The following is a 22,236-nucleotide window of genomic DNA, read 5'->3' on the forward strand; positions in this document are numbered from 1 at the left end:
TCACTTTCCCTCGATACAATAATGATATTCCAGCAGAAGATTTACCATTCTGCCGTAGCTCTTTTTTCCGTCGGATACACCGTTGAGTTTCAGAGATGCTTCCATAGCCTTGTTGGAAACTGCGCTGACTGTTTTTGTGGATATGACCGCCTTTTCCTCAACGTGCTGCCTGAATTCCTCGCTGACGAATGTATTGTCATAGGACACCATGGGGGATATCCTTGAACGGAGCCTGTTGACCTCGCTTGCAGATGCGTTTTTCCTTACCTCTGCGAAAAGGTAGTTCATGGCGGAAAGATATCCGCTGTACCTTACCTCGGGGATATCCGATTCAAGGCACGCCCTGTATGCGATAAAGCCAGCCTCGTCCTCACGGATAAAGCCTTTAAGGTGGCTCAGCTCGTGCATTGCGGTGCAGGGCACTCTTGCGGGGCTAAGCTCGCTGTTGATGTTTGCCTCCAGACTGAACGGGAAGTATATTCCCTGCAGGTCAAGCTGCGTCATGAACATGGAAGCCTTTATTTTCTTGGGGCTGGGATATTCGCCTTTCAGCTGGGGATATTCCTCCGCCAGCTTGTTCATAACCTTGTAGGCTTCCTTTTCAAGATCATCGGGAACTATCATGTTGCCGTCATCGTCACGGCTGACTATTGCCGCCAGCTCATTTGTCTTTTCAATGGTCTCCTCGCACATCTGTGTCAGCTGCTCCACCGTAAAGCCCGAAGCCCCTGCACTGTGGTGATACTTGGCGGAAAATTCAGTGGTATGGTAAAGCATGAAGCAGTTTATGGTCTCAAGGAAGAACACGGCGATTATCACCCATATGTAAAATATCCCAAGACCCTTGACAAGCCTGCGTTTTTTTCGGATAATAGAAGGTATGAAAATAAACGGAGCAGCCACGCCCATAACTACCCATGAGGCTATCATCAGCTCGCCCAGCGAAAAGGGCAGGCTGCCTGTCACCATGGAGAAAATGTCCGACATAGGTGCGAATATGGCAGAGGCGTAAAAATCCGTAATGCCCGTGCTGAGCCATGAAACGGCGTTAAGTATGAGCATTGCAGCAATGACGATGATCATTGCGGCTGCATTTTTGGATATCTTCTTTTTTTCGTTCATTTCATCAAATCCTTTTGTTTTGTTCGGAGGCGTTATTTTGAATTTCTATGAAAAGCATTGCGAAAAATATCTGAGGCAGTATGAAAAAACAGAAAGCTTTTTCAGGGCTGACGAGAGAAGGATAAAGGCTTTGAAGCTGTTTTCAAAGCTGTCAACATACGCCGTTTATGCGGCATATGTTTTTCTGCTGGTATATCTTGCGGCAAACAAAGATATGCGCATCGTAAGGGCTGTGATAGTCCCTGCGGCGGCATTTCTGCTGGTAACTGCGGTAAGGAGCGGTCTTAACTTCCCCAGACCTTATGAGAAATACCCCATAAAGTCTTTGGTGAGCAAATCCACCAAGGGAAAATCCTGCCCCAGCCGTCATACAGCCTGCGCCGTTATAATAGCGCTGGCGTGTATGTACATAAGCCTGCCTTTCGGCATAGTTATGATGATAATTGCCCTGCTCATTGCCGCTTCACGGCCTGTTATGGGCGTGCATTTCCCGCTTGATGTGGTGTTCGGGACGGTATTGTCACTGGCTGTCGGCGTTGTTGGCTTCTGGGTGATATAGCGGTTATCTTTCAAGGAAATAGCTTGCTTCCATGTCCGCCGCATGGAGAGCATAGGCAAGGGGGAATTTCTCAAAGGCTCTGCCCACAAGGTTGATGTCCTCCGAGCCTGAAAAGCCCATATGGAAGCGGATAGCAAAGGCTTCTTCACGGGTAAGGCGCATAAAGCCCGTTATGATATACACCGATTTTTCCCCGTGACCGTAGGGGAGAGTATCGTCAATGGTGTAATACGGCACCTTTTCCCACACGCCCCGGTCGTTCTTGGCGTTGCGGTAGTCGGTCTTGTAGAAGTTCACCTTGCATATGTCATGGAGCAATGATATGAGGGCTATGGTCTCATCGTCTGCAGTGAGGTTATAAAGCTCCTTTACACGGGGGCGGTCCATATAGTCCCGCAGGCAGTCGTAAACGTTAAGGCTGTGCTGCAAAAGTCCCCCCTCGTATGAGCCGTGATAGCGGGTGCTGGCGGGGGCTGTGAAAAAGTCGCTTTTGGGAGAGAGCAGGTAGTCAAGAAGCTTATCTGCTCCCTCTCTTTTTATATTTGTTTTGTAAATATCCAGGAATCGCTGCTTTAAGGCGGCGATATCATGCTCTTCATTCTGCATCGGATCATTCCTTTCCTGAAAGGTGCAGTGCCTCGTAATATGAGACTATGCTGAGGTTTTCCTTGAATTTCTTTGCAGTGATCTTTTCGGGAAGATTTGCCTTGCTTGCATAGACCGTCACGCTGCCGCTGTGCATATCGAACCAGTTGTCCGAGAACAGGCAGTCGCCTTCCGTAAGGTCAAGGCACACGCCCTTTGCAAAGGCTTTGGCGTTAATGGTTATCTTAAAGCGCTTGCCTGCGTCCTCCACGTCATATGAAAGTGCAGGGTCAGCAAATCTGAACGCCTTGGGCTGAACATACAGGCAGGTGTTCTCGCTGATGATGCTGCCGTTTTCCGAGAGGGAGAACTCTATGTATGATGTGCTGCGCATATCCTTTGTGACTTTCGTATTTTCGGGAGTGAGCGTCACGAACATCTCAGCCGAAAGGGGAGATATTGTGATATCCTCACTTCCCTCGCAGATGATCTCGCCCGTGTTTTTTCGTGAGCACCAGTGTATCTTACCCTCAAAAGCCTGCTGCCTTTCGGAGGAAACATACAGGTTTATCTCGTCAAGATTTTCGCAGTCTGCGGAGATAAGCACGGGAGCAAAGAAGTGACGGGCACGGTAATGGAGCGCTTTCCAGCGGTGATAACAGTCTATTGACGACCATGAAATAACAGGGTTGGAGTCGTTGACCTGCCAGTAAAGGCAGCCCATGCTTCTGCCTCTGTGGCGGCGCATATGCTCCGCATTAAGGCGTACAGCGTCCGACTGCACCATCTGGGTGGCGTAGATAAGCCCCTTGAAATCATAAGGGTAGCGGGACATCTGAGCAAGGTAGTACATTATCTTTTCCGTGCCTGCCTCGCACTTCTGATGTGCTTCCATAACAGGGGAGCAGAGGTTCAGGTCATCTTCCTCCGCAAAGGTGCGTATCGTTTTTATGGAGGGCAGAGACTCGAAGCCGTACTCCGAGCAAAAACGGAAGTTGTATTTATAGTAATCGGTAAATGGCTTCAGACCGTGCCATACGTCCCAGTAGTGGGAATCGCCCCTGTTTTCGGCGCTGCTTTCGTCAAAGCTTCCGCCCGAAGAGGGGGAAGAAGGGTGATAATAGGTAACAGGGTCATAGTGGCGCAAAACCTTTGGGATAAGGGCTTCAAACAGCCGCAGATAGTCCGATTTGTACTTGGGGTCAGCATCAATGCCCCAGTACTGCCACATGGACTCTATCTCGTTGTTGCCGCACCACAGTGCCAGCGACGGGTGATTTCTTATGCGCTTTACGTTGTCTGCCACCTCGTTCATAACGTTCTCGCAGAAGTCTCTGTCAGCCTTATATACCGAGCAGGCGAACATAAAGTCCTGCCATACCAGCAGACCCATTCTGTCGCAGGCGGAATAGAAGCTGTCGTCGGGATAATATCCGCCGCCCCAGACACGTATCATGTTGAAGTTTGCAAGGCAGCACTGCTTTAAAAGTCTCTCTGTTTTTGAGGGGGAGCACTTGGGGATAATCTGATTTTCGGGAATGTAGTTTGCGCCCATGGCAAAAATTTTCAGCCCGTTTACCACAAAGGCAAATTCCTCGCCGTATTCATCGGGAGCGGTGCTGACGGTAACGGTTCTGAGACCTATCTCGCACTCATATTTGTCGGCTGTATTTTCGCCGTCAAGGAGAGTTACCGAAAGCTTGTACAATGGCTGCTCACCGTATCCTCTGGGGTACCAGAGCTTGGGGTCGCTTATATCAATATGAACGGAAGTGCGTCTGCTGTCAATAACTGCTTTCTCGGTCACGGCGGAGCCGTCGGGAGCAGTGATCTTCACCTCTGCTTCAAGCTCTCTGTCCGAGGTGTAGCCTGCGGTGATGTCAATATCCAGACCTACAGTGCCCTCGGATACCTTGCTGTGATCCTGTTTTACGTAAACGCCGTCAATAAGTCCGCCGTTTACCGCAATAAGTTCAACATCACGCCATATGCCCATGTCTGGGAGCTTTGGGCCCCAGTCCCAGCCGAACATATAATGCGCCTTGCGGATATGGGGATAGCCTGCCATGGTGGAAGCCACGCCCCACAGGGGAGTTTCGGCGTTCTTTTCCTCTATGTACTTTATGGGGGAGTATATCTTCACTTCAAGAAGATTATCCGTCTCTTTTGCTTTTCCCGTGATGTCAAAAACATATTCACGGTGCATATTCTCCGCCCTGCCCAGCAGCTCGCCGTTGAGGAAGATATCTGCTATGGTGTCTATCCCGTGGAATTTCAACAGCAGTGTCTCGGCGGAAAGCATTTCTTCCGTCAGCGGGAAACGGCGCTCATAAACGCAGTCTCCACGGCTGATATCGGTAGCCTTATACTCATTTTCACGGTAATAGGGGTCTTTCATCAGCCCGTACTTCATAAGTGTGTAGTACAAAGAGCCGGGGACTTTGGCTTTAAGGTCATATTTAAGCTTATCATCGGCGCCGTAAAGCCGCCAGATGCCGTTAAGAGACTGTTTCATATAATTTCATTCCTTTCTGTTCGGTGGGGGCAGGTCTCGGTTTCAAAGCTTCTCAGCTCGCAGTTGCCCATAAAAAAGCAGGAAAATTCCTTTCGTGTCATGTTTCGGTAATAGGTCTCGATTACCCTGCACACGCCGCCGTGGCATACCAGCAGGATAGTCTTATCTGCATATTTTTCACGCAGCTCGTCGATAAGACCATACACACGGCTCACCACGTCAAAAACGGATTCTCCTCTGTCGGGCATACGGCAGCCGAATTCCAGCTTTGCGTCCGCATAGCCCTCAGCGTCACGGGGTCTGCCCTCGTAGCTGCCGTAGTTCCATTCCCTGAGGCGGCTGTCGGTGACAGGTTCGATCTCCAGAGCAGCTCCGATGGGAGCGGCAGTTGCCATGGCACGCTTCATAGGCGAGCATATTATCATATCAATGTCACGGTGGTTCACAGCGATATCCGCCGCCAGAGCTTCCGCCTGACCGATGCCCCTTGCGGTAAGGCCGATATCGGTAGTTCCGCATATGACATCACGGCTGTTCCACTCGGTCTCGCCATGGCGGGTAAAATATATTTTCATAGGGTTCTCCTCTGTTTATTTATCACTTTTCTATAATTATTATTATACCTTTGGCGGCGGGCTTTGTCAATATCGGCAATAATATTTACTGCGGTAATGTGGGAAAATATTATGCTGATAAATTGGGTGAGGAGGGCTTTGGCGGCGTTAGAAATATACAGCCATAGCAAAATGAATTGGTAAGATAGTCCGTACCTGCGCCTTACGGCGGAAACCAAAATCGCCATTCCTGACGGAATGTCTCTTGGTTTCAAGCCGCCTGCATTTAATAGTTTTTTATCTGATTGAGATGAAACTTACATTCTGCTTGACTTTGAGTTTTCGGTGCAGGCGGCTTTAGGAATTTTTAATTAGTTGGCTAACGGTTTAATCATTCAAGCCTTTCGCAAACGGATTTCGCTGCTTGCGAGCAGCGACCAGATGGCTCTGCCCTCTGGACACCCGCAAGCCTTTCGGGAAAAAGGCTTGACCTAAACCCTTTACCTTTGTGCTTATTTATGTGGACTTTCTTGTTTTGTCCGCTTTACAAAAAATAGCTGCTGCATCTTGTGCAACAGCTATATGTTATATCTTTTATTTTTCGGTTATCTCATCGGGGAGCGCAGGCTCACTTTCTTTGTCAGCACTGCCGGCAACGGCTTCGGACGCATATACGGCGGAAACGCCGGGCTTATCGTCCGTAGGGCCTTTGGCTCTTACCGAGCTTCTCAGCACGTCGGAAATGTCGTTTATTGTAACATACGCATAGGGGTCAATGGACGAAACTATATCTTTGAGCTTTCCTATCTGGAAACGGTTGATTACAAAATATACAAGAGTTTTTTCGGTATTGAAGTAGTATCCGTTTGCCTTGATAAGCGTGATTCCTCTGCCGAAGCTCTCCGAGAGGCGGGCGCATATCTCGTTCGGCTTGCTGGTGATTATCATTGCTGCCTTTGCCTTGTCGAAACCGTCAACGATAAAGTCCACGGATTTAAGTGCGGCGGCATAGGTGAGAATTGAGTACATTGGAAGCACCCATGAGTTGCAAACTATTCCGATGATGATATACAGGAAAACGTTGTATATCATAACAAATGTGCCTACCGTTATTCCCATTCGCTTTGCGAATATAACGGACATAACTTCCACGCCGTCGATGGCCCCGCCGAACCTGATGGTAAGGCCGCTGCCCACGCCTGAGATAAGTCCGCCGAAGATTGCGCACAGCAGCAGGTCGGTGCCTGCAAATGGCGATGAGCTTGACACATCTATTGGCAGGATATTCGTTATCACGAACGAAGCCAGCGAATATATCAGCACGGCATAAATGGAGTATATGGTGAACACCGTTCCCTGCCGCTTATATCCGAATATGAAGAAGGGGATATTCAGCACCAGCAGGAAAACTGCCAGCGGAATGCCTGTTATCTCGTTGAAGAACATTGCCGTACCTGAAAATCCGCTGTCGAACAGGTTCACGGGGGCGAGAAAGAACACGATGCCTATGGCATTTATCGTGCCCGAAAGGGTAAGCAGCAGAAAGTTCAGGGGTTTGAGCTTTTTAAGCTCCTCTTTGAGTTTGCTCATTGACATACCAACCTTTTTAGTTTTTCGACGTTTCTCCGTCGGTCATTCTGTAGCCTACGCCCACCTCGGTGAAGATATACTTGGGTTCGGCGGGCTTTTTCTCGATCTTTCGTCTGATATTCGCCATATTCACACGGAGTATCTGGTTATCTGTCTTGGCATGGGGTCCCCAGAGCTGCTTTATTATGTAGTCGTAGGTAAGCACCTTTCCTGCGTTCTTGCCCAGGAGAGCCACTATCTTGAACTCGTTCTGGGTAAGGTTCGTGTCCTGACCGTCAACATACACACGGTACTTGTCATAGTCTATTTCCAGACCGCCTGTGCGGAAAACTCCCGTAACTGCGATCTGATTATCGGGCGATGTGGTGCGGGTGTGGCGGATAGCAGTTTTTATCCGTGCCAGCAGCTCCTGGGTGCCGAATGGCTTTGTTATGTAGTCGTCAGCGCCCAGCTCAAGAGCTGTTACCTTGTCCTTTTCGGAGCTTCTTGCCGACACCACGATTATCGGCATAGATGACCACTTCCGTACCGACCTGAGTATCTCGGTGCCGTCCATATCGGGCAGACCAAGGTCAAGGATAATCACATCGGGGCAGTGGGAGTTGATGACAGCGCAGGCGTCATTCCCCGTTACCGCCGATATAACATCATAGTTATTGGCTTTAAGGACTGTGCAGAGAAAGTTGCTTATTCTTCTCTCGTCTTCGATTATCAGCACTTTGTTTTTAATTTCCATTTTTTTACAGCGCCCTTTCCAGTGGAAGTGTAAATGTGAATTCAGCACCGCCCTCGGGGAGATTTCCTGCGGTCATTGTTCCGCCGTGGGCTTTTATTATTGTAAGGCAGACCGAGAGACCTATTCCCATGTTTCTCTTCACGTCTCCGCTCTGCTCTTCTGCGTGGATAAAGTAGCCGCTGAAAAGCATTGGCAGCTTTTTCTCGTTGATGCCGCTGCCGTTGTCCGCCACGGAAAATACTGCGTTTTCCCCGTCAGAGGAAAGCGTCAGCTTTATAAGGGTAGTGGTTTTTCCGTGGAGCACGCTGTTTTCCAGAAGATTTACTATTACCTGCTCTATAAGTATTGCGTCCATTGGTATGAGCATAAGCTCGTCGGGGATAGTTATTTCAACGGGAACATCATAGCGCCGCCTGAACTTCATAACAGCCTCGCTGATTATCTCCTCTGCGGCTTCGGGTGTTTTGCTGATAGTTCCCGTTTCCTCGCTTATGCGTGTGACGGTGAGGATATTTTCCACCATTCTTATGAGCCACTCCGCATCTTCCTTGATGTCGGTAACAAGGCTCATCATGCCCTGTTCATCAAGCTTGTCCTTATTTTCAAGGATTGCGGAGGCAGCGCCCGATATTGATGTAAGGGGAGTTCGGATATCATGGGATACGGCTCTGAGCAGGTTGCCTCTTGTTTTTTCCTTTTCCATTTCAGCCCAGACCTTGCTCTGCTCTTTCATCTGAGAGGTGAGCATTCCTATTATTACAGATACCAGCAGCATTGTGGCAAATGTAACAGGGTAGCCTGTAATACTGAAATTCAGCTTGAAGTAGGGATATGTGAATGCGTAATTTACGGCGAACATTCCCAGCAGCGATGAAATCAGACTGCACAGGTATCCGTTGGTGAACCGTGATATCACCGCCACAGCCAGTACGAATATGAGCTGTACATAGCTGCTGCCGTCAAAGTTTACCAGCAGTGCGCTCAGCACACACGCCACACCAAGCACAGCCAGCGTGAAGATGTAGTCTTTCCGCTCGGGCAAAGCGCCGAGCTGCTTTTTCAGACTGAACTTCCGCATATCCCTTCCTCCGTTTACAGTTGCTCTTTTAACATTATACCATACATTATTGCTAAATTCACGTTAAGAAAAACAGCGGGACGATACGCCCCGCTGCGGAAATTATTATCAGTACTGTTCGCTGAGGTAGATGCTTGCTCTGGACTGGATAAGAGAAGCGGTCTCGTCAACGGATTTTGTGCCCTTGAAGTAATTGTTTGCTTCTTCATTGATGATGTCTGTAAGGCTTTCATCGTATCTTGCAATGGTATCCACTGTGGAGAAGTAATCTATGAGCATATTTACCTCGTCCTGAGTGATGAGGTTTACCTTTACCTCGGTGTTGCCAACATAGTAGGTGTTGTCAACCTGCTGAACGGTTCCGTCAGTATCGGTATAGGTCTGGGGAATAGTCGCCTGCTGACCGAGTGCCTGGAGCTGGGATTTTACAACAGGGAGACCGTAGTATTGGGAAGTAATGCGCTTTACTGCTTCGTCAGCCGCTTCTGCAACAGATGCGTCGCTTGTAATGGCAACACCGTAATTGCCCGAATCCTGCTCGCCTACAGCGTTGTCAAGCACCAGCTTAATGAACTCCCATGCGCCGTCCTTGTACTTGGACTTGGAGGATACTGCGATCTCGGAGCCTGTGCTGATAACGGAGCCTGTAGCGTTTGCAGCGCCCGAACCGGGGAAGCCTACAAAGCTGATGTCCTCGCCGAAGTATGCGTCTCTGGTGTTGGTGTAGATGCTGAAATCGTTGAAATATACGCTGTAAAGCAGCGCTCTGTTCTCACGGCAGGCGGTCTCCTGCTCCATCCAGTAGTTGGGGTTATCGTTGTAGAGAGCGTCATAATCTATCTCAGCGGGATATTTCTTTGCAGTCTCCAGGATTGCCTTGAACTCGGGAGAATCAAAGTTGCAGGTTGCGTTTGTATAGTCAACGAAGTTGGAGAATGTAATGGCTGTGCTGAGGAAGTTAGAAGCAGTCATTGTCTGGCTGTCGTTTGTAAGGGTTGCGCCCTCGGGCATGGTAGCAAGTATCTGGTTTGCCTGATCCATGGTAAGGGAGGTAGCATCGCCTACCAGCGACTTCTTTGCGGCATAGGTCTGGACAGTGAAGGAAGGAGTTATCTCGTAAAGCTTGCCGTCCTTTTCCATAGCCTTCAGCACATTGGGCATAAATGCGTCTCTGTTATAAACGTCGTCCTTATCCATAAACTCGTAAAGGTCAGCGAAAAGTCCCTTGGAAGCGTAGCTGTTGTAGGGCATTCCGCTGCTGATAAGGAGGATATCGGGAACATTGCCCGCAAGTATCTCGTTATTGAACTTTGTGAGCGCTGCTGTATAATCGGAGGTGTCATTGGACTCGCTGTAGCTGGTAGCGTAGATGGTGTAATCCTCGTTTGTCTTGTTGAACTCAGCTATCTGGGAGCGGATATTCCAGTCGATGTAGAAGCAGCCCAGAGTAAGAACCTTCTTTTCCTTGACCTCGGAGGAGTCGATGGGAGTGATGAGGCTCAGAGTGGAGCGTGCAGTCATTCCGCTGTAGTCGTAGCCAACGGTAACAAAGGAGCCGTCGTCGTTTACAGCCATGGAGTTGATGTTTGAGTTGTCGATACCCAGATTAAGGAGGTTAAGAACGCTCTCAGTCTGGAGATTGTCAGCTCTTACGCCAACGATGCCTGTATCGGAGGAGCTGTAGCAGAGGTAATCGCCGCTGCCGCTGTAAATGGTGTTTATGCTGGAGCCAAGCTCGTACTCCTTGCCGTAGCCCTTGGCGTTCAAATCTATCTCCACCAGCTTTGCGGAGCTGCCTGTATCGCTGTAGGAATACTTATATACGGCAGGAACACCGTTGTTGGTGAAGATAAGACCGTTCAGCCACTCATTGTCGCCATTGGCTTCGGGAGTGGTGAAAAGCACATTGCCCGACTTGTCGCAAACTCTTATGCAGGTGGAAAGGCTGATGTAAATATTGCCCTGAGAATCTACTATATAGTTGTTGAAATATCTGTTGTTGTCATTATCTTCCTGAGTAACTACCTTGGAAAGATCGATAGAGCTTACCGGATTGCCTGTGCTGTCATAGGTGTAAAGGGTGTTTGAGCTTTCGCTGTTGCCTTCGTCATCGTACTTGTTATATGAAAGCACGAATGTGATGTTTCCCGCATCATCTGCATAAACATCGCCTGAGATATAGGCATATTCGTTGGGGTCAGTCTGCTTGAAAGCAGGGATAGTGAGCACGGTGTTTCCGGATGCGTCAAATACAACAATGCTGGAATCGGAGAAATAGTTGTCGCCTTCATTGTTATAAACGGTGGAAACACTGTAGAACAGATTGTTCTTACAGGTAACATTGCCGCTCAGCTCAAAATTTATGGGAACATCAGTTACCTTATATGCAAGAGTTTTAAGAGCCTCGCTCTGATCTACAACTGCGCTGTTGGAACCGCTGCCCTGATTTTTATCACCGCAGGCGGTAAAGAGACCTGTGGAAAGAGCCATCATACCCGCTGTAAGAATGCAGGCGGTACGCTTGGCTGCTGTTTTGTTAGACTTTAATAATTTCATATGTCTTACCGTCCTTTCTTTAACTTATGTCATTATATCATATCTCTTTCTTTTTTTCCATACCCCCTTTAAAACTGTAATAATTTGTTATCATTAAGAAATATTTTTTTGTCCTGCGATGATAATTTTGCCGTCATATCACGCAGGAAAGCGGCTAAAATGCACTTCATAAAAAATTTAAAATTAAATTTTGCGAAAACTCTTGACAGATGCCGTCGAAAAGTATATAATAATAAAGCACTTTGATTAGTGCGGTCGCTGATTTAGCTCAGTTGGTAGAGCACATCCTTGGTAAGGATGAGGTCACCAGTTCAAATCTGGTAATCAGCTCCAACCGTAATGCAGTCCGTTTTATGCGGGCTGCATGCATCGGTTCTAAAATCAAATATGCTGATTTAGCTCAGTTGGTAGAGCACATCCTTGGTAAGGATGAGGTCACCAGTTCAAATCTGGTAATCAGCTCCAAAACAAAGCCCCATGGTCCTTAGATCATGGGGCATTTTGGCGTTTATAGGCTCAGCAGTCCTCTGCGGCGGCGTTGAAAATGCGTACAATGGTGTTCCAGGTGCGGATATCCGTCTGCCCTGTGGGGGGAAGTCCCGACGCTGCCTGTATCTCCGACACGGCAAGGGCAGTGTTTTCGCCATAATATCCGTTCATGTCGTTCATGGCAATGTTTATGTGCATTCCCGCAATGGTGTTTAACATTGCCTGCAGCATAAGCACCGATGTTCCGCTGTCGCCCTCGGTCATTATCTCGTCAAGGGCGGGGAATGGGGTTATGCCCTCCTGCATATTTAGGTTGCGCCTGGCATCGTCATATGCGGCGAAAATGGCGTTCCAGGTGTCCTTGTTCACTTCTCCCGTTTCGGGAATGCCTATGCTGCGCTGAAAATCGGAAACTGCGTCCCTTGTGTGCTGACCGTATATCCCGTCGGGTATGACTGAGCGGACGTTTGCCCCACTCTGGTGTATCTCCCTGAGATATGTCTGTATATCCGAAATGTTCTTCCCATGCTCTTCGGGAGAAACGGGTATGATATTTTCCGTCATGCTGTCACCGTCCTTTCGTCATCTTATGGTATATCCCGGGAACTGACCCGCAGGCTTTACATAGCCGTACTTTACACGGCTATAGACATCGCCTATCCTGCTCCACGTTTCCGCTCCCACGCTTCCCGTGGGATTCAGCCCAAAGGTGCGCTGGAATGCGGTGACGGCGCTTTTTGTCACGGGACCGAAATATCCCGTGTCGCTTACCTGGGGTATCTGGGGATATTCCCTGTGTATCTCAGTCAGATATTGCTGGAGTATGCGCACATATTCGTTCTGCATACCCTCACGCTGCATTACTCCGGGGTATAGGGCTATCTCTTCCCTGAAACTGCTGACGGGAACACTGTCTGCTATGCCCTTGTAGGCACGGTAGATGTCCTCCCATGTCCTGCTGTCCGTCTCGCCTGTCTGTGGCAGACCGTAAAGCTGTTGGAAAGCGGATACGGCGTTTGCTGTTGCCTCGTCATAGGTTCCCGTTACGCTTATGGGCGGCACTGCGTCATAATACGCACCGATTACCGAAAGAAGATACTGGAGCGCACGAACATTTCCGCCCGAGTCGCCCATGACCAGCGCCTTGGGGAGATTAAGCCCCAGGTCGCTTATTGTAAGCCCCTCGGAGGTAAGCTCCGCCAGCTGGGTAACGCTTGTGAAGATGAAGTTTATCTTGTACCATGTGGCTTTATCCACCACGCCTGTTACGGGGAGGTTGAATATCCGCTGAAAGGCTTCCACAGCGTCGGCGGTGTTGGTATCAACGTAGCCTGTTACAGGCTCTATCTTAGGTATGGCAGGGTAATTTCCCGCTATCCTGTTTAGCTGTGTCTGGATACGTATAACATTGTCTCCCGCACTGCCTATCTGAATTGGCGTGCCGGGATATGAGGGGATATTGGGCGCAACGGGGGCGTTCTGCACGATGTCGATATTGTCTCCGTAATAATAGGTAAGTATCCGATAAGGGATATAGCCCTGCTCCGCCAGATCCACCGTTCCCCATTGCTTCAGACCCTCACACTGAGTTCTCACACCGTCGCAGTACGAGGCAAAAAGCGGCTCCACCGAGCCTTGCCTGCGGATATAATTGTTGAATATCTCGTCAACGATATCGCTTATGGGCTGGAAAATATCCCTGCCGTGGACGTAATACTGGTCGTACCGTGTGTCGTTGGTGATATCGAAATCATATCCTCTGGAGGGGTACCATTCGGTGTATATGCGGTTGAGCGCAAAGGAGATTATGGCGTAAAGGTTTGCTCTCAGGGCGGATTCTGGCCATGTGGGATAAAGCTCGCTGGAGCCTACGTTTTTGATGTAGTCCACGAAATTCACCGTAACGTTCATGGCGCTCCTGTCATCGGGTGCGCCAAGATGTACGGTTATCTTTTCGGGGATAAAGGGTTCTCCTGTCATTTGCTCCTCCTTTTAAGGTGTTATCCCACAGAGGGGGAGTCAGTTATGCTGTTGTCAGAGCTGTTTCTTGGCTGTATGCCGCCGTATTCGGGCAGAGGGATAAGGTCAATGGGCTGCACTGTCTTTACTCCCGCAAAAATGGGTATCTTTATGTCCCTGATGGTGTAATAGCCCTTAGCCCTTACAGTCACGCTGTATTCCGAGAATGGGCGGGTGGTGCTTCCGGGAGACTGGGAGAATGACCTTGACGGAGCGGGGAGAGCGATGGTCGCAGTGCGTCCGCTTCTGTTTGAGAAAAGTATCCTTACCAGACCCGAGCCTGAGGGCAGCTGCTTTGTTACAGTAACAAGTGCGCCCTGCACGGGATATGCGCCGCCTGCGGTGAAAACGTCGAACTGCAAAAATCCCCAGCTGTTGTCTCCCGTCATGGATACCCAGCCCATTGACGGCAGGAACGAGGCTATTGACGGCGCTGCTTCCGATGAGTCCGCAGGGATATCTGCGGGAAGAGGAAAATCCGGCATTATCTCCTGAGGGTTCTCGCTTTCCGAGGGCACTGTATATGTAGCTTCGTCGGGGGAGGAGTTGAGCATGATGCCGCTAAGTCCCGTATCCACCTGAACACGGCGGGAATTATCCGCAGCCTGACGGGTCTGGCGGGTGTCCTGCTGCTGAGATGAGCGTGGCTGTACCTGAGTGAAAGAATCCTGAACCACAGGGGGAGGGTTATCCTCGGGAGTGATAGGCAGCGTAACAGGCGTTTGGGCAATGCTGTTTATGATGCTCTCCGCCGTGGGAAAGCGGCATTCGCAGGAAACGGGGATATTGACTGTACCCTGAGAATTCTGATTTGCCGAGCCGAAAAAGCTTGCGTTAGGTACATTCGGCACGGGAGTTCCCGACATATCCCTTGTACCGCTTTGAGAAGAGGGACAGGGCTGAGAATGTGATGCCTGATAGCTGTTCTGAGCCGGGAAAGTCTGCATAGATGGGGAATTTTGCTGTGCCTGTGTCTGCTGACGTTCCTGAGGAGCGGAGAAGCTCTGACTGCCTGCCGTGCCGACTGCATTGTCGGAAGCTCCGCTTTTTTTGTAAAGGCGCATCATTTCGTCCTTGTAGCGCTGCGCCATGTTGTTAAGCTCGTTACCGTTCAATCTGCATACCTCCGATATTTATTGTTATGATACACTTTTGTGTGTCTGACAATATATATTCAGCACAGTATGGAGATATGCAAAAAGGAGCGATACACAAGGTACGGACAAATCAAAAAAGGCTGTCGCAGTTCAACTCTGCAACAGCCCATTTCTTTGTTATTTATGCGTAATGATATTTGTTTCGGTATTTGATAAGAAACGTTACCGTTACAGCCAGAGCCATGACCTCCGCTGCGGTAACAGCCAGCCATATGCCGTTTATTCCCAGGATAAGGGGAAGTATCAGCACGGATATCACCTGGAAAAGCAGCGTTCTGAGGAAGGATATGGCTGCGGAGACCGCTCCGTTTCCAAGGGCGGTGAACAGCGAGGAAGCATAGATGTTGAAGCCGCAGAGCAGGAATGACATGGAATAAAGTCTGAAACCGTGGCTTGTCATCTCGTAAAGCTCCTGATCATAGCCTACAAAAATTTTTGTCAGTCTGCCTGCCATGAGTATCGAAAGCAGCGTTATGATGACAGCTGCCGCCGCAAGTATTTTCAGGCTGGTGGCGAAGAGATTTTTCAGCTCGCCGTGATTTTTTGCACCGTAATGATATGATGTGACCGGGGCGCTGCCTATCGAGAAGCCGATATATATTGCCGCAAAGATGTATGCCGCATACATTATAACGCCATATGCCGCAACGCCGTCCTCACCGGCTATCTTCATCAACTGATAGTTGTAGAGCATATTTGCCAGCGACATTGCAATGTTTGTCATAAGCTCAGAGGAGCCGTTTATACAGGCATCGAGCAGCAGCTTCATATCAATAAGAGGCTTGCCGAGCTTCAGCAGGCTGGAATTTTTACGTGCAAAGTAGAACAGGGGAACAAGTCCGCCTATGCACTGGCTGAGAGCTGTCGCAAGAGCCGCTCCCTCTATGCCCCACTTGAAAACGGCGATGAAAAGGTAATCTCCCACAATGTTTGCGCCGCCTGCCGCAACCGTTACCGCAAGACCTATATGTGGCTTTGCGGCAGTGACAAAATAGCTCTGGAACACGTTCTGGAGCATAAAAGGCGTAAGCGCCAGAAGTATTATCCTGCCGTATGAAACGCAGTATTCAAGCAATTCCCCCTCAGCTCCCAGAGCTGCCGACAAGGGGCGCAGGGCAAGCTGACCTACCATGGTAAGAATAATTCCCAGAATTATAGCGGTATATACCATCAGCGAGAAAACGCCGTTTGCCTTTGCGTTATCGCCCTCGCCGAGAGTTTTTGCCGTAATGGCGCTTCCGCCTGAGCCTATCATAAAGCCCAGTGCGCTCATCATCATCAGTATGGGCATAATGAAATTAACCGCCGCAAATGGTGTCTTTCCGACGAAATTCGACACAAACAGACCGTCGATAACGCCGTAGATAGATGTGAATATCATCATCACCACTGACGGCAGAACGAATTTAAGCAGACGTTTGCAGGTAAAATGATCCGAAAGCTGTATCTTCATGCTGATCTTCCTTTCATGTTTTAATACTAATCCTGTAAATACAAAAAGCGCCCGATCAGGTACTTTTTTGTACCGTGACCGAGCGCACTCGACATCTTTTCCGACCGTTAAAGCTGCGGCTTTAAGTCCTCCGATGAACATAATAAGCAAATTATATACTAATGTATATATTATGTCAACAAATAAAATGTTATATACAAATGTATCAGATATTAACGGGCGTTTCAATGCTCTTTGATACCTTGTGTATGCAGTGAATGCACATGGGAAGCACGTACAGGAAAGCTGTCACCCATGCGGTCTGGTCGGCAAAGCATATGGCAGTGTAGCCTAATGTGCCCACAAAGCCCATGCTTACGATGATCCTTGCCGCCATTTCTATAATGCCCGAGATTATGGCTCTGCCCGAGAAGCCAAGTCCCTGAATGCTCATTCTTACAACGCAGAGGGAACCAAGGCACCAGTAGAAGAAGCCAAGACAGCGCAGATATTTTGCCGCTGCGTTAAGTATCTCCGTTTCGGAGGGGTCAATGAATATGAGCGACAGCGTTCTGCCCAGAAAAATAAGCACCAGTCCAGACACAATTCCGTAGGCAACAGCGGAAGCCACTCCCTGAAAAATGCCCTTTTTTATGCGGTCAGGCTTGCCTGCGCCAAGGTTCTGTCCGCAGAATACGGACACTGCCGTTGCAATGGCGTCAAAGGGACACATGGCAAACTGCTTTATCCTCATTCCTGCGGTAAATCCTGAGATATATACGCTGCCCAGACTGTTGTTTGCGGACTGCATCACCATGCTGCCAATGGCGGTTATGGAGTATTGCAGACCCATAGGCACGCCCATTGTAATGAGCTGCCATATCATTTTTCCGTTTGCCTGCCTGTCCTGAGGGGAAAGGGCAAGCTCGGGGAAATGCTTTTTTATGTAGATGAAGCAGAGTATCCCGCTGACTGCCTGAGCGGTTACGGTAGCTGCCGCCGCACCTGCGCAGCCCATTCGGAACACTACTATAAATAAAAGGTCAAGGAAGATATTCAGCACCGAGGATATTCCCAGGAATATAAAAGGCGTTCTGCTGTCTCCCACGGCTCTTAGTATGCAGGCAAGGAGATTGTACAGCAGTGTAAAGGGTATGCCAAGAAATATTATCAGCAGATAGGAATATGCGTCCCCGAAGATATTGTCGGGAGTGGAGAGCATATGGAGTATGGCTGTGCAGAAAACAGCGCAGACGGTGGTTATGATGACCGCCGCCCCTGCGGTGAGCAGTGCGGAATTGAATATGCAGCAGCGCATTTTGTCCCTGTCGCCCGCACCGAAATATTTTGCCAGCGGTATTCCGAAGCCGCAGCATATTCCCGTGCAGAAGCCCAGCACAAGAAACTGCACGCTCGATGACGCTCCCACGGCGGCAAGGGCGTTTGCTCCCAGCACTCTGCCCACAATGGCTGAATCTATTATGTTATAGGTCTGCTGCAGAAGATTTCCCAGCAGCAGTGGTAGGGCAAAGCTGAAAATAAGCTTCAAGGGATTGCCCTCGGTCATGCTTTTAGTCATAATAACACTTCTTTCAGCGGCTCAGGTAATATGCCTTTGCCGAATGGGGCGCAAGGTCGGCACTGATGTTATCGGCATGGAAAGCTTCATTGCTCCAAAGCTCGGTAATGTCCTTTGCCTCATATATCTCAAGCTCCGTAAGGGGGACTGATATGTCTGCCGCATTCTCGCCTATGTTGAAAAGCGCCGCATACTGACCGCCCTCTGCGTCAGCCGCAGTCCAGAGGACTATCTCGCTGCCGTTCATTTTTCTGCGCCATACCTGATGTGAGTGGCGGGCGTTTCGGTGCATTTTAAGGATACCCTCGTTTGTCAGCAGGCTCATGGTGAAATCATCGAATTTGGTCATTTCTCCGCCTATGATAAGAGGGGAGCGGAAGATGCTCCACAGGGTGAGCATTGTTACCTGTTCGTCCTTAGTGAACCGGGTGGTGATGTCGGGGGAGTAATCCTGCTTTATGTATCCTATGGGGAGCATATCGGCGTCTGCCCAGTGACCTGCGCCGTTGTGGGGCGCCCACTTTTCGCAGCGCTCGAACATATTGTAAAGCAGCTGCCAGTTATCCCAGAAATCGTCGGTAATGCGCCACATATTGGACACCTGCTTGTAAAGCTCGGCTTTTTCAAGGAGGGCAGGCCCGGGGGAAAGGCTGAGCACCATATCACGCCCGCAGTTTTTCAGGGAATCGCTCAGCATAATAAGCTCGCTTTCCTCCTTAGGAAGCTCTCTTGCAATGTCGTCGCACTTTACAAAGTCAACGCCCCATGAAGCATAAAGCTCAAAAATGCTGTCGTAATATTCCTTTGCGCCGGGCTTTGCAGGGTCAACGCCGTACATATCCGTGTTCCATGCGCAGATGCTGTCGGTCTTGGCAACATCGGCGGCAGTTTTGTCCGTGCCCTTTATTTTGGTGCGTTCATATACCGCCTGACGGGGAATGCCCCTCATAATATGTATGCCGAATTTAAGTCCCAGCGAGTGAACATATTCTGCCAGAGGTGCAAAGCCCTTTCCCCCTGCGGAAGATGGGAAGCGGTTCTCGGCAGGTATCACCCTGGAATATTCGTCAATGCAGAGCTTTGCAAAGGGAGTGTATTCGTGGGTCTTTACATTAGGTTCGTACCACTGGATATCCACGGTAATGTATTCCCAGCCGTATTTTTTCAGGTGCTTTGCCATAAAATCGGCGTTCTTTCTTACTATATCCTCGGTAACGGCAGCGCCGTAGCAGTCCCAGCTGTTCCAGCCCATGGGAGCGGTCATTGTTTTCATAAAATTATCTCCTTACCTTTGAGTAATCAACAAAGCTCATGTTCAGGTCAACCTCGCCCTCGATACCGTTTACCTTTCCGTCGGAGGCATACTGCCACATGGCAAATTCATAGGGAAATTCAGGCTCGTCACGGTATTCCGCCAGCCAGAAGTCAAAGCCTGCAAGGCGGCTCAGGTCATATTTGAGCAGTGCCATTCGCTTGACGCTGTATATCATGGGGATATATCCTCCACGGGCAATGGTGTTGCAGAACACCGATGCACATTCGTTCAGCTCTTCTGACGAAACCGAATTTGTGCGTGCTGTGTCATCGCCCACTATCTCCCAGTCAAAAACCACGGGATATGTAATCTTGTAGTCGGAAAGCTCGTTCAGTACAAACCTTGCTTCCTCCTCCGCTTCTGAGGCGTTTATTGCCTGGGAATAGAAGTAAACGCCTATTTCAAGCCCTGCGTCAACAGCGCCCTGCGCATATTCGTGGAAGCGCTCGTCAAGATTCAGCTGACCCGATTCATAGCCACGGTAGCCCAGCCTTATCATGGCAAAATCCACGCCGTCCGCCTTGACGGCTTCCCAGTCGATGTCCCCCTGATGATAGGAAACGTCGATGCCTGTGGTGTTCAGGCGCTCGCCGTTTTCGTAGTAGTGCTTATAGCCGTTTTCTGTCTCCACCTTGTCATAATCCAGCGTGTGGCGGGGCACATCGGTAAGGGCGGCAAGCCATGTGTCGCCGTAGGTGGGGTCATCAAGCTTGATAACGTCCTTTTTGCCGTAATACTCAAACACCCGTGAGGACTGGGCGGAAATGTACTGCTCATCGTCCTTCAGCGCATTTGACAGGCGTATCACATTGGCGGCAAGGATCACAACTGTTATCAGCAGGATAAATATGGCTATTGCCTTTATATCGGGCCTTCTGCGGCGCTTTTTGTACCTTGCGCCGTACTGCCCGCCCTGCTGTCGGGGGATATCCTTTAATTCTTCCATATCATTGACCTTTCAGTTCGTTTATCTTATCACGCAGATATGCGGCGTGCTCAAATTCAAGAAGCTTTGCGGCTTCCTTCATCTGGGCGGTGAGCTTTGCGATAAGCTCGTCCTTTTCCTTTTTGCTCATCTTCTTCTTGGCGGCCTTGTCATCGACTTCCGCCTTGGAGGATATCTCGATAACATCTCTGATATCCTTTATGATGGTCTTGGGTACTATGCCGTGCTCCTTGTTGTACGCCAACTGAAGCTCACGGCGGCGGTTTGTCTCGGTAATGGCACGCTCCATGGAGCCTGTAACGCTGTCGGCGTACATTATTACCTTGCCCTCCGCATTACGTGCGGCACGGCCGATGGTCTGTATAAGCGAGGACTCGGAGCGCAGGAAGCCCTCCTTATCCGCATCGAGTATCGCCACAAGGGAGACCTCGGGGATATCAAGGCCCTCACGCAGCAGGTTGATGCCAACAAGCACATCAAACTCGCCCAGACGCAGGTCACGGATTATCTCCATTCTTTCAATGGTGTCGATATCGTGGTGGAGGTACTTGACCCTTACGCCCATGCCCTGGAGATATGTGGTAAGATCCTCCGCCATTTTCTTTGTAAGGGTGGTGACAAGTACACGCTCGTTCTTTTCCGCCCTGATGTTTATTTCGCTGAGCAGGTCTTCTATCTGACCCGCAACGGGCTTGACGATTATCTCGGGGTCAACAAGACCTGTGGGACGTATTACCTGCTCCACTATCTGGGCGGATTTTTCACGCTCGATAGGTCCGGGAGTGGCGGAAACGTATATTGCCTGATTTATCTTTGAGTCAAACTCGTCAAAATTAAGGGGACGGTTATCGAATGCCGAGGGCAGACGGAAGCCGTAATCCACAAGCACGCTCTTTCTGCCCCTGTCGCCTGCGCTCATGCCCCTTACCTGCGGCAGGGAAACATGGCTCTCGTCAACGAACAGCAGGTAGTCCTTGGGGAAGTGGTCAAGCAGGGTGTAGGGAACGCTTCCCGGCGCTCTGCCCGCAAGTATGCGGGAATAGTTTTCTATTCCCTTGCAGAAGCCTATCTCTTCAAGCATCTCAATGTCGTACAGGGTGCGCTGCTTTATGCGCTGAGCCTCCACAAGCTTGCCCTGCTCCTCAAACCATTTTACACGTTCATCAAGCTCTTTCTGTATCTCCTGCACAGCCTCGTGCAGATGTGCCTTTGACACAACATAGTGGGAGGCAGGGTATATGGCTGTGTGGGCAAGGGTGGAGATGATATTTCCCGTTACCACCTGAATTTCCGATATTCTGTCTATCTCATCGCCGAAAAATTCCACACGTATAGCGTTTTCCGAAGAGCCTGCGGGGAATATCTCCACCACGTCTCCACGCACTCTGAACTTGTTTCGCACAAAGTTCACGTCGTTGCGCTCATACTGAATGGATACCAGCCGACCCAGAAGCTCCTCACGGGACATTTCCATGCCCTTTCTCAGCGAGATAACGTTGTTTCGGTATTCCTCGGGCGCACCAAGGGAATATATGCAGGAAACGGAAGCCACGATTATCACATCACGCCTTTCAGCCAGCGCAAGTGTGGCGCTGTGGCGGAGCTTGTCTATTTCGTCGTTTATGGCGCTGTCCTTTTCGATGTAAGCGTCGGTGGAGGGGATATAAGCCTCAGGCTGATAATAGTCGTAATATGAAACGAAATACTCCACGGCATTGTGGGGGAAGAACTCCTTGAACTCGGAGCAGAGCTGAGCCGCAAGTATCTTGTTGTGGGCAAGGATAAGGGTGGGACGGTTCATTTGTGCAATGATGTTCGCCATGGTAAAGGTCTTGCCCGAGCCTGTTACACCAAGCAGAGTCTGGTCACGGTAGCCTTTTTTTATGCCCTCCACAAGCTTGTCGATAGCCTGGGGCTGGTCGCCCGAGGGCTTATAGGGAGAAACAAGTTCAAATTTATCCATAATGACTGCCTTTCAGATAAACCACAGGCGTGCATTGCACG

At 49.7% G+C, this 22,236-nt stretch carries 17 protein-coding genes and 2 tRNA genes; 3 read left to right on the forward strand and 16 right to left on the reverse strand.

All coding sequences use genetic code 11. The annotated features are described in order from the left end of the window. Complete coding sequence (locus tag OCV68_RS00580; RefSeq protein ID WP_262570102.1) at nt 1-1,122, reverse strand: DUF3810 domain-containing protein; 1,122 nt, start codon at nt 1,120-1,122, stop codon at nt 1-3. Between the two features lie 37 nt (nt 1,123-1,159). Between OCV68_RS00580 and OCV68_RS00585 the strand changes: the two genes are divergently transcribed. Further along, the gene (locus tag OCV68_RS00585; protein ID WP_262570103.1) at nt 1,160-1,681 is read left to right on the forward strand and encodes a phosphatase PAP2 family protein; all 522 of its coding nucleotides are present in this window, start codon (nt 1,160-1,162) and stop codon (nt 1,679-1,681) included. 3 nt (nt 1,682-1,684) lie between these two features. Here OCV68_RS00585 and OCV68_RS00590 read toward each other — a convergent pair whose 3' ends face one another. From OCV68_RS00590 to OCV68_RS00620, 7 genes are all read right to left on the reverse strand, one after another. Beyond that, nucleotides 1,685-2,287 (reverse strand): HD domain-containing protein, encoded by a 603-nt coding sequence (locus OCV68_RS00590; protein ID WP_262570104.1) that lies wholly within the window; start codon nt 2,285-2,287, stop codon nt 1,685-1,687. A 4-nt stretch (nt 2,288-2,291) separates the two neighbouring features. Next, a complete protein-coding gene (locus tag OCV68_RS00595) occupies nt 2,292-4,781 on the reverse strand; it encodes a beta-mannosidase (protein ID WP_262570105.1) in 2,490 nt (829 codons plus the stop codon). Beyond that, nucleotides 4,778-5,356, reverse strand: coding sequence for a histidine phosphatase family protein (locus OCV68_RS00600; protein WP_262570106.1), 579 nt, complete (start codon nt 5,354-5,356; stop codon nt 4,778-4,780). Before OCV68_RS00600 ends, OCV68_RS00595 begins: the two co-directional genes overlap by 4 nt. Before the next feature lie 573 nt (nt 5,357-5,929). Next, nucleotides 5,930-6,925 carry a YitT family protein gene (locus tag OCV68_RS00605; protein WP_262570107.1) on the reverse strand — a complete coding sequence of 332 codons (996 nt, stop codon included), beginning with the start codon at nt 6,923-6,925 and terminating at the stop codon, nt 5,930-5,932. A 16-nt stretch (nt 6,926-6,941) separates the two neighbouring features. After that, nucleotides 6,942-7,661 (reverse strand): response regulator, encoded by a 720-nt coding sequence (locus tag OCV68_RS00610; protein WP_022474981.1) that lies wholly within the window; start codon nt 7,659-7,661, stop codon nt 6,942-6,944. Between the two features lie 4 nt (nt 7,662-7,665). Further along, nucleotides 7,666-8,739, reverse strand: coding sequence for a sensor histidine kinase (locus tag OCV68_RS00615; protein WP_147622393.1), 1,074 nt, complete (start codon nt 8,737-8,739; stop codon nt 7,666-7,668). A 108-nt stretch (nt 8,740-8,847) separates the two neighbouring features. After that, entirely contained in the window at nt 8,848-11,295 is a 2,448-nt protein-coding gene (locus OCV68_RS00620) for an extracellular solute-binding protein (RefSeq protein ID WP_262570108.1), read from the reverse strand. A 257-nt stretch (nt 11,296-11,552) separates the two neighbouring features. Between OCV68_RS00620 and OCV68_RS00625 the strand changes: the two genes are divergently transcribed. Together OCV68_RS00625 and OCV68_RS00630 are read left to right on the forward strand one after the other, a co-directional pair. After that, nucleotides 11,553-11,628, forward strand: a tRNA-Thr gene (locus OCV68_RS00625). A gap of 56 nt (nt 11,629-11,684) precedes the next feature. Continuing rightward, a tRNA-Thr gene (locus OCV68_RS00630) sits at nt 11,685-11,760 on the forward strand. A gap of 51 nt (nt 11,761-11,811) precedes the next feature. Here the strand turns inward: OCV68_RS00630 and OCV68_RS00635 are convergent. The 8 genes from OCV68_RS00635 to uvrB form a co-directional block, all read right to left on the reverse strand. Continuing rightward, nucleotides 11,812-12,348, reverse strand: a complete 537-nt coding sequence (locus OCV68_RS00635; RefSeq protein ID WP_022474984.1) for a peptidoglycan-binding domain-containing protein — start codon at nt 12,346-12,348, stop codon at nt 11,812-11,814. A gap of 18 nt (nt 12,349-12,366) precedes the next feature. Beyond that, a complete protein-coding gene (locus tag OCV68_RS00640) occupies nt 12,367-13,764 on the reverse strand; it encodes a peptidoglycan-binding protein (RefSeq protein WP_262570110.1) in 1,398 nt (465 codons plus the stop codon). A gap of 20 nt (nt 13,765-13,784) precedes the next feature. Continuing rightward, nucleotides 13,785-14,918: a hypothetical protein gene (locus OCV68_RS00645; RefSeq protein ID WP_262570112.1), complete on the reverse strand. Its 1,134-nt coding sequence runs from the start codon at nt 14,916-14,918 to the stop codon at nt 13,785-13,787. 163 nt (nt 14,919-15,081) lie between these two features. After that, complete coding sequence (locus tag OCV68_RS00650; RefSeq protein WP_262570114.1) at nt 15,082-16,413, reverse strand: MATE family efflux transporter; 1,332 nt, start codon at nt 16,411-16,413, stop codon at nt 15,082-15,084. A gap of 205 nt (nt 16,414-16,618) precedes the next feature. Then, nucleotides 16,619-17,971, reverse strand: a complete 1,353-nt coding sequence (locus OCV68_RS00655; RefSeq protein WP_262570115.1) for an MATE family efflux transporter — start codon at nt 17,969-17,971, stop codon at nt 16,619-16,621. A 13-nt stretch (nt 17,972-17,984) separates the two neighbouring features. After that, on the reverse strand, nt 17,985-19,244 hold the full coding sequence (locus tag OCV68_RS00660) for a glycoside hydrolase family 27 protein (protein WP_022474990.1): 1,260 nt from the start codon (nt 19,242-19,244) through the stop codon (nt 17,985-17,987). A gap of 4 nt (nt 19,245-19,248) precedes the next feature. After that, nucleotides 19,249-20,232, reverse strand: coding sequence for a glycoside hydrolase family 25 protein (locus OCV68_RS00665; RefSeq protein WP_262570117.1), 984 nt, complete (start codon nt 20,230-20,232; stop codon nt 19,249-19,251). A gap of 1 nt (nt 20,233) precedes the next feature. Beyond that, nucleotides 20,234-22,195 (reverse strand): excinuclease ABC subunit UvrB, encoded by a 1,962-nt coding sequence (gene uvrB / locus OCV68_RS00670; protein ID WP_317259190.1) that lies wholly within the window; start codon nt 22,193-22,195, stop codon nt 20,234-20,236. Nucleotides 22,196-22,236 lie beyond the last annotated feature (41 nt).

It is taken from the genome of Huintestinicola butyrica, assembly GCF_025567215.1.
Lineage (GTDB): Bacteria > Bacillota > Clostridia > Oscillospirales > Ruminococcaceae > Huintestinicola > Huintestinicola butyrica.

Excerpts from the sequence above, each read along its gene's own strand:
- OCV68_RS00620 (WP_262570108.1), bottom strand. The coding sequence starts at position 11,295 with ATGAAATTATTAAAGTCTAACAAAACAGCAGCCAAGCGTACCGCCTGC.
- OCV68_RS00600 (WP_262570106.1), bottom strand. The coding sequence starts at position 5,356 with ATGAAAATATATTTTACCCGCCATGGCGAGACCGAGTGGAACAGCCGT.
- OCV68_RS00665 (WP_262570117.1), bottom strand. The coding sequence starts at position 20,232 with ATGGAAGAATTAAAGGATATCCCCCGACAGCAGGGCGGGCAGTACGGC.
- OCV68_RS00610 (WP_022474981.1), bottom strand. The coding sequence starts at position 7,661 with ATGGAAATTAAAAACAAAGTGCTGATAATCGAAGACGAGAGAAGAATA.
- OCV68_RS00590 (WP_262570104.1), bottom strand. The coding sequence starts at position 2,287 with ATGCAGAATGAAGAGCATGATATCGCCGCCTTAAAGCAGCGATTCCTG.
- OCV68_RS00635 (WP_022474984.1), bottom strand. The coding sequence starts at position 12,348 with ATGACGGAAAATATCATACCCGTTTCTCCCGAAGAGCATGGGAAGAAC.
- uvrB (WP_317259190.1), bottom strand. The coding sequence starts at position 22,195 with ATGGATAAATTTGAACTTGTTTCTCCCTATAAGCCCTCGGGCGACCAG.
- OCV68_RS00605 (WP_262570107.1), bottom strand. The coding sequence starts at position 6,925 with ATGAGCAAACTCAAAGAGGAGCTTAAAAAGCTCAAACCCCTGAACTTT.
- OCV68_RS00650 (WP_262570114.1), bottom strand. The coding sequence starts at position 16,413 with ATGAAGATACAGCTTTCGGATCATTTTACCTGCAAACGTCTGCTTAAA.
- OCV68_RS00660 (WP_022474990.1), bottom strand. The coding sequence starts at position 19,244 with ATGAAAACAATGACCGCTCCCATGGGCTGGAACAGCTGGGACTGCTAC.
- OCV68_RS00595 (WP_262570105.1), bottom strand. The coding sequence starts at position 4,781 with ATGAAACAGTCTCTTAACGGCATCTGGCGGCTTTACGGCGCCGATGAT.
- OCV68_RS00580 (WP_262570102.1), bottom strand. The coding sequence starts at position 1,122 with ATGAACGAAAAAAAGAAGATATCCAAAAATGCAGCCGCAATGATCATC.
- OCV68_RS00615 (WP_147622393.1), bottom strand. The coding sequence starts at position 8,739 with ATGCGGAAGTTCAGTCTGAAAAAGCAGCTCGGCGCTTTGCCCGAGCGG.
- OCV68_RS00640 (WP_262570110.1), bottom strand. The coding sequence starts at position 13,764 with ATGACAGGAGAACCCTTTATCCCCGAAAAGATAACCGTACATCTTGGC.
- OCV68_RS00655 (WP_262570115.1), bottom strand. The coding sequence starts at position 17,971 with ATGACTAAAAGCATGACCGAGGGCAATCCCTTGAAGCTTATTTTCAGC.